This is a genomic window from Litchfieldella anticariensis FP35 = DSM 16096 (assembly GCF_000409775.1).
GTDB lineage: Bacteria > Pseudomonadota > Gammaproteobacteria > Pseudomonadales > Halomonadaceae > Litchfieldella > Litchfieldella anticariensis.
The window spans coordinates 631,383-644,512 of record NZ_KE332377.1; the positions used below are offsets into that span (position 1 = coordinate 631,383).

Annotated in this window: 14 protein-coding genes; 13 read left to right on the forward strand and 1 reads right to left on the reverse strand. The window is 56.6% G+C overall.

Features of this window, described 5'->3' with window-relative positions:
• The first annotated feature begins 1 nt into the window (after position 1).
• The 13 genes from L861_RS02875 to ihfA all read left to right on the forward strand — a co-directional run bounded on the left by L861_RS02875 (position 2) and on the right by ihfA (position 12,699).
• Positions 2-748 carry an SURF1 family protein gene (locus tag L861_RS02875; RefSeq protein ID WP_016415051.1) on the forward strand — a complete coding sequence of 249 codons (747 nt, stop codon included), beginning with the start codon at positions 2-4 and terminating at the stop codon, positions 746-748.
• The gene (locus L861_RS02880; protein WP_016415052.1) at positions 745-1,278 is read left to right on the forward strand and encodes a redox-active disulfide-containing membrane protein; all 534 of its coding nucleotides are present in this window, start codon (positions 745-747) and stop codon (positions 1,276-1,278) included. The genes L861_RS02875 and L861_RS02880 overlap by 4 nt, the downstream gene beginning before the upstream one ends.
• A 54-nt stretch (positions 1,279-1,332) precedes the next feature.
• On the forward strand, positions 1,333-2,391 hold the full coding sequence (locus tag L861_RS02885) for a COX15/CtaA family protein (protein WP_016415053.1): 1,059 nt from the start codon (positions 1,333-1,335) through the stop codon (positions 2,389-2,391).
• The gene (cyoE, locus tag L861_RS02890; RefSeq protein ID WP_016415054.1) at positions 2,384-3,301 is read left to right on the forward strand and encodes a heme o synthase; all 918 of its coding nucleotides are present in this window, start codon (positions 2,384-2,386) and stop codon (positions 3,299-3,301) included. The genes L861_RS02885 and cyoE overlap by 8 nt, the downstream gene beginning before the upstream one ends.
• Before the next feature lie 139 nt (positions 3,302-3,440).
• Entirely contained in the window at positions 3,441-3,908 is a 468-nt protein-coding gene (locus tag L861_RS02895; RefSeq protein WP_027947482.1) for a DUF2489 domain-containing protein, read from the forward strand.
• A gap of 495 nt (positions 3,909-4,403) precedes the next feature.
• Complete coding sequence (locus tag L861_RS02900; protein ID WP_016415056.1) at positions 4,404-5,273, forward strand: OmpA family protein; 870 nt, start codon at positions 4,404-4,406, stop codon at positions 5,271-5,273.
• Between the two features lie 332 nt (positions 5,274-5,605).
• Positions 5,606-7,504, forward strand: coding sequence for a threonine--tRNA ligase (gene thrS / locus L861_RS02905; protein WP_016415057.1), 1,899 nt, complete (start codon positions 5,606-5,608; stop codon positions 7,502-7,504).
• Complete coding sequence (gene infC, locus L861_RS02910; RefSeq protein WP_081645762.1) at positions 7,476-8,078, forward strand: translation initiation factor IF-3; 603 nt, start codon at positions 7,476-7,478, stop codon at positions 8,076-8,078. The genes thrS and infC overlap by 29 nt, the downstream gene beginning before the upstream one ends.
• 96 nt (positions 8,079-8,174) lie before the next feature.
• Entirely contained in the window at positions 8,175-8,369 is a 195-nt protein-coding gene (gene rpmI, locus L861_RS02915) for a 50S ribosomal protein L35 (RefSeq protein WP_016415059.1), read from the forward strand.
• Positions 8,370-8,404: 35 nt separating this feature from the next.
• Positions 8,405-8,758 (forward strand): 50S ribosomal protein L20, encoded by a 354-nt coding sequence (gene rplT, locus L861_RS02920; protein WP_016415060.1) that lies wholly within the window; start codon positions 8,405-8,407, stop codon positions 8,756-8,758.
• 155 nt (positions 8,759-8,913) lie between these two features.
• The gene (gene pheS / locus L861_RS02925; RefSeq protein WP_016415061.1) at positions 8,914-9,933 is read left to right on the forward strand and encodes a phenylalanine--tRNA ligase subunit alpha; all 1,020 of its coding nucleotides are present in this window, start codon (positions 8,914-8,916) and stop codon (positions 9,931-9,933) included.
• Positions 9,934-9,967: 34 nt separating this feature from the next.
• Positions 9,968-12,349, forward strand: coding sequence for a phenylalanine--tRNA ligase subunit beta (gene pheT / locus L861_RS02930; RefSeq protein ID WP_016415062.1), 2,382 nt, complete (start codon positions 9,968-9,970; stop codon positions 12,347-12,349).
• 44 nt (positions 12,350-12,393) lie between these two features.
• Positions 12,394-12,699, forward strand: coding sequence for an integration host factor subunit alpha (gene ihfA, locus L861_RS02935; RefSeq protein WP_027947481.1), 306 nt, complete (start codon positions 12,394-12,396; stop codon positions 12,697-12,699).
• Between the two features lie 155 nt (positions 12,700-12,854).
• Here ihfA and L861_RS02940 read toward each other — a convergent pair whose 3' ends face one another.
• Positions 12,855-13,058 (reverse strand): DUF2788 domain-containing protein, encoded by a 204-nt coding sequence (locus L861_RS02940; RefSeq protein WP_016415064.1) that lies wholly within the window; start codon positions 13,056-13,058, stop codon positions 12,855-12,857.
• Positions 13,059-13,130: the final 72 nt, after the last annotated feature.

The following is a 13,130-nucleotide window of genomic DNA, read 5'->3' on the forward strand; positions in this document are numbered from 1 at the left end:
CGTGAAGCAGCATGTGATCAGTTCAAGCAAGTGCAGGCATCATGTCAAGCGTTTGCATGTCTGGTGGGGGTTCTGGGGGCTGGTGCTCATCGTGGGGGGTGGTTTGGGCATATGGCAGTGGGATCGTGCCGATGAGAAGCGTGCTTATCTGGCCCGGCTGGATGCTGCCCCCGTCCTCGAGGCGCCATTGATGAAGCCACCCGAGGGGGCGCGCATTGTGTTGAAGGGGAAGTACTTGGCCGAGGAGACCTATTTTCTCGATAACCGGGTCGTGGAGGGTCGAGTCGGCGTGGCTGTCTTGACCCCCTTGCGGGGAGAGGATGGACGTCTGTGGCTGATTCAGCGTGGTTTTTTCCCCACAGGTCCGTCTCGCGCGGAGCCGAAGGTGGACACACCCACTGGAACGGTGCGAATTAGCGGCCAATGGCAACCGGCACATGATGATGCTTTGGTATTCGGTAGTAATCAGGAAGGTCGCCGATTGCAGAGTATCGACTTGGCAACATGGTCGTCACTACCCGCGTTCGCTCATGATGGCTGGGTGCATCTGGAGGAAGGCGGCGGTGGTCTGATTCCTTGGTGGCAACCCAATGTCCTACCTCCCGACCGGCATTTGGGGTATGCATTGCAATGGTGGGGATTGGCGCTGGCCGCGTTAGTGGTCATGCTGCTGGGGGGAAGGCATCTGCGTCGGGATGAGATACGAGGAAGCTCTTCTATCGCGAAAGAAGGAGAAAGTGATCGATGACATCGGCCGGTCGTCAACGTTTCAAGCTGCTTGCCCTGATGGCGGTATTTGCGATGCCGCTGCTGATCGCCTGGGTAATGGTTGAATGGCGAGTCGGGATTCCCGAGCAAAGAACCGCCCATGGTGAGCTCGAACCCAATATTCCACCATTATTGGAGTGGCCTTTACGTGAACCGCGCCCGGAGCATGAAGAGGGGGACTGGATCTTGGCCTTCGACTGTTCCACTGCTTGCGAGGAACGGGCCGATCGGTGGTGGCGACTGCACCGGGCGTTGGGGCGTGAAGCTCCTAGGCTGACACGTTTGCGAATTGGTGCTGCTAATGGACCTTTGCCGGGCGAGATTCTAGGGCAATGGGATGAAGTACCAACTTGGCAGCGGGATGGTCAACTTTGGCTACTGGACCCACGTGGGGAGGTAGTGCTTGGTTATACCGGCGATGTTGATCCCGGCAAGGTATTGGACGACATCAATCATTTGTTGAGAATCAATTCAGATAACCCCATGGAGGCGGAATTATCCAGCCGATGATGAAGCATAGCGGCTGAAGTGGAATGGCCAGGACAACGATAATCAGGGGCTGCCATGTCAAAGGTTGATGCCAGGCTTCGACTACTGAAGCACTTGAGCTTGATTGGAGTTCTCTTCACCGTGCTGGTGATCCTGGCCGGGGCTTGGACCCGTCTGGTGGACGCTGGCCTGGGGTGCCCCGACTGGCCTGGCTGTTACGGACGTTTGGTGGTGCCCGATACCGATACTGCCTTGGCCCACTCTCCTGAGGTGCCGTTGGCAGCTTTCCAGGCTTGGGTAGAGATGAGCCATCGCTATGTCGCTTCGGCACTTGGAGTGCTGGTGCTGGTGTTGATTTTCCTGGGGGCTTCCTTGCGACGACGCCCGGGATATCCCTGGAAAGTCAGCTTGGCGTTGTTGGTCGTGATTCTGATGCAAGGCGCCTTCGGTGCCTTTACCGTTACTCTTAAGCTTTGGCCGCAAGTCGTCACGCTTCATCTATTGAACGGCCTGGCTGTGATGCTGCTATTTCTATGGCTGCACCTTCGGTTGCGGCAGCATGTTCAAGGGCAGGGACAAAACGGACGCGTGGTGAAATCGAGGCCACTGTCGCCACTATGGGCCATGGCGGTGATACTGTTGGTCCTGCAATTGGCTCTGGGTGGTTGGACCACCAGTAACTATGCTGGAATCGCCTGCCAGGGGTTCCCTACATGTAACACCCAGTGGTGGCCCGATATGGACTGGAGTGAAGGCTTCCACCTGACCCAGACGGTAGGGCCGAATTATCTGCATGGGCAACTGCATGCCGAGGCGCGAACCGCCATCCATTTCGGGCATCGCCTGGGTGCGCTGGCCTTGGGGATGGTGCTGATGCTCCTGGCCTGGAGGCATTGGCGTGAACAGCGCCTGCGCTCTGTGTTATTGCTCTTGCTAGGTGCCTATGCAGGGCAAGCGGCATTGGGAATCGCCAATGTCTTGCTATGGATACCGCTGGTGTTGGCGTTGTTGCATACCGCAGGGGCCGTCTTGTTGGTGGTGGCCATGGCGCTGGGTGTTTGGCAGTGGCGACAGTTAGGAACCTTGTCGACGTTCGATGGAAAGGGCAGCAAGAAGGAGTGGGCGCATGCGTAATATGGCGATCGAGCGAGTCGATGGGGTATCGCAAGCAGTCTGGCAGTGGCGGGATCTGATAACGCTTTGCAAGCCGCGTGTGGTGATAGTGATGTTGGCTTGTGCGTTGGTGGGCATGGCACTGGCGTCGCCGGACTTGCCATCCTCGGGAGCGGTGATTTTCGGCCTGGTAGGCATCGGATTGGCGGCCTCCGGCGCTGCGGCTTTCAATCATGTACTGGATCGCCGCCTGGATGCTTTGATGATCCGGACGTCTCGTCGCCCTTTGGCTTCCCAGCGTCTACCCACGAGTTATGCCTTGGCATGGGCGACATTGTTGTCCGTTGCGGGGATCGGATTATTACTGTGGCAGGTCAATGTGCTGACTGCTTGGCTGACCCTGGCGTCCTTGATCGGTTATGCACTGATCTATACGGCGTTCCTCAAGCGTGCCACGCCGCAGAATATCGTGATCGGAGGCGTGGCTGGTGCGTCGCCGCCGTTACTGGGATGGACAGCGGTTACAGGGCATTTGAGTCCCGAGCCATTGCTGTTGATGTTGATTGTATTCGCATGGACTCCTCCTCATTTCTGGGCGTTGGCCATTCATAAGCGGGATGAATACGCCAAGGCGGGTATCCCGATGCTACCGGTAACCCATGGCGATGCTTTTACCCGTTTGCAGGTTTGGCTTTACGGTTGGTTGACGGTGGCGGCAACCTTGTTGCCATTCGTGATCGGTATGAGTGGTCTCGTCTATCTGGTCGGCGTCATGGCGCTGAACGCTCGCTTCATGTACTGGAACTGGCGGGTTTGGCGTGGGCATGATTCCCAAGCGCCACTTGCTGCGTTCTGGTTCTCGATCCGCTACATACTGGGAGTGTTTGGTGTGTTACTGCTCGATCATTATGCGCATGGATGGTTCTATTGAGCCAAGGAGCTTGACGCATTGAGGTTTGCGGTTAAGCATCATTGTTGCTTGCGCTCGATCCTGGCCCCCTGTAGGGACAGGGGCAGCCATCCTCGTTATACTCCAACGCGCCCAGAAACCGATATGAGATTTCCCGTCGATGAGTGAAATGACTGCCTTGATCTTGCTGGGTATTGCGCTCACGATTTTGGCTGGCCTCGGGACCTATGCTTGGACACTCTGGAAAGAGGTTCGCCGCCGCGAAGCGTTCAGGCGCGATGAAGCTCGCCGTGCCAATGAGAACTGCCTGGAAAGCTTGGATGCCATTGCTAGGGCCATGCTTCAGGAACAGGTCGATCCCACTGAGGGAGCTTTGCGTTGCAAGGTCTTGCTCGAAATCATCGATCCTGCCCTGATGGAGCGTCAGAGCTTCCGAGTGTTCGGCGACATTCAGGCTCGAACCGCGCACTTGCATACGCACTCGGCTCGCCGCGCCTTGACCCCTCGAGAGCGGGTAAAGGAAGATCGTCAACGGTTGGTGGTCGAAGAAGAATACCGTCAAGAGCTGCTCGCTGCAGCAAGGGCCGTTCTAGAGTTCAAATCGAACTGGCCGAGTAGCTTGCACTGAATGAGAATGGCTATGTCGTGTGCCGTCATCTGAGGAGGGTATTCGCGATTCTCTACCGTCATACAACAATGATGCACACGGTCACGTTTGCAACATTTTTGGCATTACGGCATTCTGATGTGAGGGCTAGTGGTGCCGATCTCATAACGATATCATTGGCCAAATCAGGAAAAGCACCTGGGAACACTGAATAAATGCGTGTGTGGGAAAACGGCCATGTTTAATGGCGTTGAGCGAGGATTTCGTCCAATTTTTTTGCATTTCCCTCAAGGTGTCTAGGCTTTCAGTGCTTCGTCACCTTGTCCTTCGTTCGGGGATGTCTGGTCCGCTCACCAATTTGTTCTGCCGTTCCGCTAGCCGAATCGTATATGATGTGCTTTCTTTTGCGGAGTAAGGTGAAGTAATCTCTTGTCCGCTTTGGGGGTTCCGCAAAGACGATGGACCTGCTGAGTAACGAAGAGTTACAACAAGCGTTGTGTTAAGAAGGAGTCTTACATGAAGAAATCAACAACTGGCTTGATGCTTGGTTCCGCTCTGGTCGTCGGCCTTTCCGGCTGTGCCAGTTCCGGGTCTCAGTCCTCTGGGGGGATGTCCACTTCCGCAGATCGCGCCTGGTACCAGCACCCGGTTGTATGTGGTCTCGCGGGTGGCCTGATCGGTGGCGGCATTGGTTATGCCACCAGCAGTGAGTCCGATGAAGACAGTGGCGCCGCGATCGGCGGGACTGTCGGTGCCACTGCCGGTGCGATGTTGTGCGCCGATCGCACGCCGGAGCCTGTTGAGCCACAGTGTCCGAGCTACGGTGAAGTACCGGCAGGCGTTGCCACCGATGCCGAAGGCTGTCCGCTGGATTCCGATGGCGACGGCGTCCCGGATTATCTTGATCAGTGCCCGGGAACTCCGGCCGGCGTCGAAGTCAATGCCCAAGGCTGTCCGCTGGATTCCGATGGCGATGGCGTGCCCGACTATCGTGACCAGTGCCCGGATACGCCGGCCGGTGCCGAAGTCAATGCGCTGGGTTGTACCGAAAGCCTGATATTGCGTGATGTGAACTTCGAGTTCGATTCCGCAAAATTGACGCCGCAAGCCGAGACGGTGCTGGATGAAGTCGCTGAGCGTTTGGTTGCCAACCCGAATGTGCGTGTGAGCATCGATGGGCATACCGATTCCGTTGGATCGGCTGCATACAACCAAGACCTTTCTCAGCGTCGTGCCCAGTCGGTCGTCGATTATCTGGAGTCACGTGGTGTCGAGCAGCATCGCATGCGTGCCCAGGGCTTCGGTGAGGAACAGCCGATTGCTACCAATGAGACCGATGCCGGTCGCGCCGAGAACCGCCGCGTCGAACTCGACGAGTGGGAATAAGATATCGTCGATGACGATGTAGTGGTTTAGTGACGGCTAGCGGTATTGCCGCTCGCTTGATGCCAGGGTGCCCTCGGGTACCCTGGCGTTTTCGTGTATCAAGGCGAATCGCGCATGATGGTAGCTTGATGCTCTGGACGTCCGCTATATGTGCCTGCTAAGGTTCGCCTTTTGCTACATTGTGCCGCTGGCACCGTCTCATCCCGAGCGATAGCGATCTCGCATCGTGGTGATGGTCAGCTGGCTTGGTGGCAATACCCCGCACTTTTTACCATAGCCTGCGACATGTGAGCCTTGGTATGGCTCACCACTGCGCTTAAGGATATTTTGCAATGCCTATCGTGACACTGCCTGATGGCAGTCAAAGACACTTCGACACTCCGCTGACTGTCATGGAACTGGCCGAATCCATTGGGCCGGGTCTGGCCAAGGCCTGTGTGGCCGGCAAGATCGATGGTGAGCTCGCGGATGCCGCCGATGTCATCGACCATGATGCTGAGGTGGCGATCATTACCGCTCGTGACGAGGAAGGTCTAGGAATCATTCGCCACTCCTGTGCGCACTTGGTAGGTCATGCCGTCAAGCAGCTCTATCCCGATGCCAAGATGGCCATCGGTCCGGTGATCGAAGACGGCTTCTATTATGATATCGACTTTGGTCGTTCGGTGACGCCAGAAGACCTCGAAGCGATCGAGCAGCGCATGAAGGAGCTGATCGAGCGTGGTTACGATGTGGTACGTGAATATGTCGATCGCGATCAGGCAATGCTGACTTTCTTGCACCGTGACGAGCCCTATAAGCAGGAAATCGTGCGTGGGATTCCGGAAGGAGAGACTATTCGCCTCTACCACCATGAAGAATATATCGACATGTGCCGTGGGCCACATGTCCCCAACACTCGTCACCTCCAGGCCTTCAAGTTGACCAAGCTGGCCGGTGCCTATTGGCGTGGTAATGCCGACAATCCCATGTTGACCCGTATTTACGGTACAGCCTGGGCGGACAAGAAACAGCTAAAGGCTTATCTCAAACACCTCGAGGAAGCCGAAAAGCGCGATCATCGTAAGCTGGCGCGTAAACTGGATCTTTTCCACATGCAGGAAGAAGCGCCGGGTATGGTGTTCTGGCATCCACGGGGCTGGACGCTTTGGCAGATCGTCGAGCAGTACATGCGCAATGTCTACAAGGCGAGTGGTTATCAGGAGATCCGGTGTCCGCAGATCATGGACGTATCCCTGTGGAAGAAATCAGGACACTGGGATAACTACGCAGAAAACATGTTCTTCACGGAGTCGGAAAAGCGTGAATATGCGTTGAAACCGATGAACTGTCCTGGCCATGTGCAAGTATTCAATTCCGGGCTGCGCAGCTATCGTGAGCTTCCGGTACGCTACGGTGAGTTCGGTGGTTGTCACCGTAACGAGCCTTCTGGTGCGTTACATGGCATCATGCGCGTGCGGGCGTTTACCCAGGATGATGGGCATGTCTTCTGTACCGAGGAACAGATCGAACCGGAAGTGACGGATTTTCATCGGCAAGCGTTGAAGGTTTATAGTGACTTCGGATTCGATGATATCGCCGTCAAGATTGCTCTGCGCCCCGATAAGCGTATCGGCAGCGATGAGGATTGGGATCGGGCCGAGCAGGCTCTCCGCGGGGCATTGTCCAACTGCGATGTGGAATGGGAAGAGTTGCCTGGAGAAGGGGCATTCTATGGTCCCAAGATCGAATACCACATGAAGGATTGCCTGGGGCGCGCTTGGCAGGTTGGGACCATGCAGGTCGATTTCATGATGCCGGCCCGCCTTGGTGCTCAGTATGTCACTGAGGATGGCTCGCGTCGGGCACCGGTAATGCTGCATCGTGCCATTGTCGGCTCCATGGAACGGTTCATTGGTATTCTCATCGAGCACTACGCAGGTGCCATGCCGCTGTGGTTGGCTCCCCAGCAAGCCGTGGTGATGACGATTACCGATGCTCAGCGTGATTATGCTCAAGCATTGACGCAGCGCTTGCAGAAAATCGGCTTGCGCGTCAAGGCGGACTTGAGGAATGAGAAGATCGGCTTTAAAATTCGGGAACATACGTTGCAGAAAGTTCCCTATCTCCTGGTGGTGGGAGATAAGGAAGTCGAATCCGACGCCGTGGCCGTGCGCACCAGAAGTGGTGAAGACCTCGGCAGCATGAAAGTCGATGAGTTGATTGCCAGACTTCACGCAGAGCGGGTGTGACGGTAACGTCAATTGCCAGAACGGAGATGTAACGATCAAGCGGAATACTCAGCGCGGGCGTCCACAAGACAAGCGCCCACCAATGAACGACCGTATCAGTGAAGACGAAGTTCGTCTGATAGGCAGCGATGGCGAGCAGCTTGGTATCGTCTCGACTCGCGAGGCGCTAGAACAGGCCGAAGCCGCTGGTATGGATCTCGTACAGATTTCCAATGCCGACCCCGTGGTCTGCAAGATCATGGACTACGGCAAATTCGTCTTCGAGCAGAAGAAGCAGAAGGCTGCTCAGAAGAAGAAGCAGAAGCAGATCCAGGTCAAGGAAGTCAAATTCCGGCCTGGCACCGACGAGGGTGACTATCAGGTGAAGCTAAAGAACCTGATACGATTCCTCGAAGGTGGCGACAAGGGCAAGGTGACACTGCGTTTTCGTGGACGCGAGATGGCGCACCAGGACATCGGCCGTCGGCTGATGGAGCGGGTCGCTGCGGACCTCGAGGAGGTGGCAACCGTGGAGTCCTTCCCAAAAATGGAAGGGCGCCAGATGATCATGATCCTTGCCCCCAAGAAGAAGTGATCCAAAGGCAGGTTAACGGGTGGTCGCCAGTGACGAAAGCGCTGGCGAGCTACCGGCCTTGGGTTTTCTGAAAAACACCGAGTGGAGATTTCCCTCATGCCGAAAATCAAGAGTAACAGTGGTGCGGCCAAGCGCTTCAAGAAGACAGCCAATGGCTTCAAGCGCAAGCAGTCTTTTCGTAGCCACATCCTGACCAAGAAGTCCACCAAGCGTAAGCGTCAGTTGCGTGGGATGCAGCAGGTCCATGACGCCGACAAGGCATTGGTTCAGCGCATGCTGCCGAATCTTTGAGCTTGGTTGATCCTTTTTAACGTCAGGAGAAAGTTATGACTCGTGTCAAGCGTGGCGTGGTGGCTCGTCGCCGCCACAAGAAGATTCTGAAGCAGGCCAAAGGTTACTATGGCGCTCGTTCGCGTGTATTCCGCGTAGCCAAACAGGCGGTTATCAAGGCAGGGCAGTATGCCTACCGTGACCGTCGCCAGCGCAAGCGTCAATTCCGTGCACTGTGGATCGCTCGTATCAATGCGGCGGCTCGTCAGAACGGTTTGTCCTACAGCCGTTTCATTGCCGGCCTGAAGAAAGCCGGTATCGAGATCGACCGTAAGGTTCTCGCCGATCTCGCCGTTCACGAGAAAGCGGCTTTTGCTGCCATCGTAGAGAAGGCCAAGGCTGCTCAGTAAGTGACACTGGCCGTATCGATGTCCCGATCATGATCTGATAGTCGGACATCGCGTGAACGTCACAGGGGAAGGGCAGCTGCTCTTCCCCTGTTTTTATTTCAAGACCCCGTTTTGAGCGGCCTCGTGTCGGTCGAAACGCATTCGGAGCTGAACGGATGGACCATCTTCCCAATCTGGTTGCCGAGGCTCGTTCTGCGATCGAGGCTGCCGAGGACATGCAGTCACTCGACGAGGTTCGGGTGTGCTATCTCGGCAAGAAGGGCGAGATCACAGCCTTACTCAAGGGGCTGGGCAAGCTGCCGGCAGAAGAGCGTCCTGCAGCAGGCGAGCGAATCAACCAGGCCAAACAGCAACTCGGGGCTGAGCTCGATAGCCGCAAGCAAATGCTGGAACAGGCTGCCTTGGATGCGCGATTGGCCGCTGAACGTCTCGACGTGACCTTGCCGGGGCGTGGCCAGGCCAGCGGCGGCTTGCATCCCATCACACGGACATTGGAGCGTATTGAGGGGCTTTTCACCCGCATCGGATTCGATGTGGCCGTAGGCCCGGAAATCGAAGACGACTACCATAACTTCGAAGCCCTGAATATTCCTGCTCATCACCCGGCTCGCGGCATGGCCGATACGTTCTATTTCGATGCCACCCGACTGCTGCGGACGCATACCTCACCGGTACAGGTACGTACCATGAAGGAGGCCGAACCACCGATTCGCATCGTTTGCCCGGGGCGCGTCTATCGTAGCGATTCGGATCTGACCCATACTCCGATGTTCCACCAGGTCGAGGGTTTGTTGGTCGATGAGGACGTCAGCTTCGCTGATCTCAAGGGCACTATCGAAGACTTCCTGCACGCTTTCTTCGAGCGTGATGATTTATCGGTGCGCTTCCGGCCGTCCTACTTCCCCTTTACCGAACCGTCCGCCGAAGTCGACATTCAGTGCGTCATGTGTAGCGGGGGAGGATGTCGAGTCTGCTCGCACAGCGGGTGGCTGGAAGTCATGGGATGCGGCATGGTACATCCGGAAGTGTTTCGCCACTCCGGTATCGATGCCGAGCGCTACAAGGGGTTCGCATTTGGCATGGGCGCCGAACGCTTGGCCATGCTGCGCTACGGCGTCAATGACCTAAGGATGTTTTTCGATAACGACCTGCGCTTCCTGCGACAGTTCGCCTGACCGCATAGACCGATACCAGAAGACAGGAATGCCCATGAAATTTTCCGAACAGTGGCTGCGTGAGTGGGTTTCCCCACAACTGGCGACTCAGGCGCTGGCCGATCAGATCACCATGGCTGGGCTAGAGGTTGATGCCGTGGAAGCGGTTGCCGAGGAGTTCAGCGGTGTCGTGGTGGCTCTCGTATCCCAGAAGGATCCCCATCCCGATGCCGATAAGCTCAGTGTCTGTCAGATCGACGATGGAAGCGGCGAACCGCTGCAGGTGGTGTGTGGGGCGACCAACGTAGCGGCAGGCCAGAAAGTGCCGTTTGCGCGTGTCGGTGCGTCGTTGCCCGGGGACTTCAAGATCAAGAAGGCCAAGCTTCGTGGCGTGGAATCACGTGGGATGATTTGTTCGGCTTCCGAGCTGGGGCTTGAAGAGGGACATTCGTCTGGCATTCTCGTGCTCTCGGACACGGCGCCGGTAGGCGAAGACTTCCGTACTTGGATGACGCTCGACGATAACATGATCGAAGTCGATCTGACGCCGAATCGCGGTGATTGCTTGAGTCTCAAGGGGTTGGCGCGTGAGGTCGGTGTGCTCAACCGTTTGGCGGTTCAGGAGCCGGTTATCGAGCCCCTGGAGGTCGCGCATGATGAGCGCTTCGCGATTCGTGTCAGTGACCCCGAACGTTGTCCGCGTTATATCGGACGAGTGATCAAGGGTGTCGACGTTGGAGCTACGACGCCCCTATGGATGGTCGAAAGACTGCGTCGCAGTGGCATCCGTAGCATCGATCCGGTGGTAGATGTCACCAATTATGTGATGCTTGAGCTCGGTCAGCCGATGCACGCCTTCGATCTTGCCAATCTTCATGAGGCAATTGACGTTCGTCTGGCGCGGCAAGGCGAGCGCCTGGTGCTACTCGATGGCCAAGAGATTGCCCTACGCGACAATACCTTGGTGATTGCGGATCGGCGCGGCCCCCTCGCGATCGCGGGTGTGATGGGCGGAGAACATTCCGGCGTTGGCCTCGAAACGCGTGACATCTTCCTCGAGTCAGCCTTCTTTACTCCCTTGGCGGTGGCGGGCCAGGCTCGATCCTATGGTTTGCATACCGATGCGTCTCATCGTTTCGAGCGCGGTGTCGATCCCGATTTGACTCGCTTGGCTGTAGAGCGGGCGACGTCGTTGTTACGCGAAATCACCGGTGGGGAGCCAGGCCCCGTGGTGGACGTGACAAGTCATGAGCATCTGCCACCAGCGCGTCAGATCGAACTGCGGGCATCGCGTATCGAGCAAGCCTTGGGAATGCCATTGAAATCGGAGATGGTGGAAGACATTCTGCAACGCCTTGGCATGGTAGTGAGTGAAAGCCGAGAGGGATGGCGGGTCGCAGCACCGAGCTGGCGGTTCGATATCGCCATTGAAGAGGATCTGATCGAAGAACTGGCACGGATCCATGGCTACAATCGTTTGCCGGTTCGTCGCCCGGCAGCCCGTCTGGCGTTGCGGCCGGATGGCGAAAGTCGCCAGCCTTTATCGCGCTTGCGTCACCAGATGGTGGCACGAGGCTACCAAGAGGCTATCAGCTATAGCTTCGTGTCTCCCGATTTGCAGCGAATTCTAATGCCCCAGGCGGTATCACCGCGGCTTGCCAACCCGATTTCCAGTGACATGGCTGTCATGCGTGCCAGCCTGTTCCCAGGGTTGATCAAGGCTCTGGAACACAACCTCAATCGCCAGCAAAGTCGTGTGCGTCTATTCGAGTCAGGTCTGGTGTTCCGTGGCGACCTGGACGATCTCGAACAGATCCCTATGCTGGGCGGTTTGGCTTGCGGTCTTCGCGAGCCGGAAGGGTGGTCCTCCGGGCGTGAAATGGTCGACTTTTACGATGTCAAAGGTGACCTCGAGAGCCTGTTGGCGAGTGGCGGAAATGCTTCAGCCTGGCGCTTCGAGCCAGGTCAGCATTCATCACTACACCCCGGTCAAACGGCACGCGTTCTATATCGCGGAGATGACGTCGGCTGGATCGGAACATTGCATCCGGCGGTGCGTGCTGAATTAGGGTTGAAAGTCGATGCAATATTGTTCGAAGTACGACTCGATGCCTTGACTCAAGGTTGCTTGCCGTCTTTCGTTCCGTTGTCTCGCTTCCCGGAGGTGCGTCGCGATTTGGCGTTATTGGTCGAGGAGAGTTTGCCTGTCCAGTCATTGCTGGATTGTCTGCGAGAACAGGCCGGCGAATGGCTGACGGAACTGCGCCTGTTCGATATTTATCAGGGCAAGGGGGTTGCCGAAGGTTACAAGAGTGTGGCTTTGGGCTTGACCTGGCAGCATCCTTCGCGCACGCTTAATGACGATGAAATCAATCAGTTAGTTGATGCAATCGTCACCGAATCCGGGCAGCGGTTCGGTGCTCGGCTGAGAAGCTGAGCTTCCGTTCTGCGCGGCGGCGGCGATCCAACGAGGGAATGATCATGGGTGCGTTGACCAAGGCGGAACTAGCCGAACATCTGCACGTCGAACTGGGCCTGTCGAAGCGTGAAGCCAAGTCGATGGTAGAGGCCTTCTTCGAGGAAATCCGTGGTTGCCTGCGCGAGAATGAGCAGGTGAAGTTGTCAGGGTTCGGCAACTTCGATCTGCGTGATAAACGGGAACGTCCCGGACGCAACCCCAAGACTGGCGAGGAGATTCCTATCTCGGCGCGGCGCGTCGTGACTTTCCGACCCGGTCAGAAACTCAAGGGGCGTGTCGAGGAGTTTGACGGTCCGTTGCAGCATTGACATTGTAGTGCTGCCTCCAGCGATGGGCAGTCATGATCATTAAGGCGCCATTCTCAGGAATGGCGCCTTTTCATTACGCTAGGGCTGGGAGCAGCGACCGGCGAGGTTAAGGCAGAGCAAAAATCGGTGGAAAAAGGGGGTTGGAGCTATCTGGGTTAGGTGGAGCCTTCCATCAGATAGGTGATGACGACTTTGATGATGTAGCCCAGCATCCCGGCCCCCAGCACAATGAACAACATGATGGTGCCAAACTTGCCAGCCCGGGATTTGCGGGCCAAGTCCCAAATAATGAAGCTCATAAATAGGATCAGTCCGCCGATCATTAGCGGTGTGATCCAAGCTTCGAATGTTTCCCGCATGATGTCTCCTACGCCGAAAAAAAGCCCAGTATAGCCAAGTGTTCAACGTCATGCAGATATTGAGGAGTGGTT

Bases quoted from the DNA above. Each gene is read 5' to 3' on its own strand.
- L861_RS02880 (WP_016415052.1), top strand. From the start codon at position 745: ATGACATCGGCCGGTCGTCAACGTTTCAAGCTGCTTGCCCTGATGGCG.
- L861_RS02885 (WP_016415053.1), top strand. From the start codon at position 1,333: ATGTCAAAGGTTGATGCCAGGCTTCGACTACTGAAGCACTTGAGCTTG.
- cyoE (WP_016415054.1), top strand. From the start codon at position 2,384: ATGCGTAATATGGCGATCGAGCGAGTCGATGGGGTATCGCAAGCAGTC.
- L861_RS02895 (WP_027947482.1), top strand. From the start codon at position 3,441: ATGAGTGAAATGACTGCCTTGATCTTGCTGGGTATTGCGCTCACGATT.
- L861_RS02900 (WP_016415056.1), top strand. From the start codon at position 4,404: ATGAAGAAATCAACAACTGGCTTGATGCTTGGTTCCGCTCTGGTCGTC.
- thrS (WP_016415057.1), top strand. From the start codon at position 5,606: ATGCCTATCGTGACACTGCCTGATGGCAGTCAAAGACACTTCGACACT.
- rpmI (WP_016415059.1), top strand. From the start codon at position 8,175: ATGCCGAAAATCAAGAGTAACAGTGGTGCGGCCAAGCGCTTCAAGAAG.
- rplT (WP_016415060.1), top strand. From the start codon at position 8,405: ATGACTCGTGTCAAGCGTGGCGTGGTGGCTCGTCGCCGCCACAAGAAG.
- pheS (WP_016415061.1), top strand. From the start codon at position 8,914: ATGGACCATCTTCCCAATCTGGTTGCCGAGGCTCGTTCTGCGATCGAG.
- pheT (WP_016415062.1), top strand. From the start codon at position 9,968: ATGAAATTTTCCGAACAGTGGCTGCGTGAGTGGGTTTCCCCACAACTG.
- ihfA (WP_027947481.1), top strand. From the start codon at position 12,394: ATGGGTGCGTTGACCAAGGCGGAACTAGCCGAACATCTGCACGTCGAA.
- L861_RS02940 (WP_016415064.1), bottom strand. From the start codon at position 13,058: ATGCGGGAAACATTCGAAGCTTGGATCACACCGCTAATGATCGGCGGA.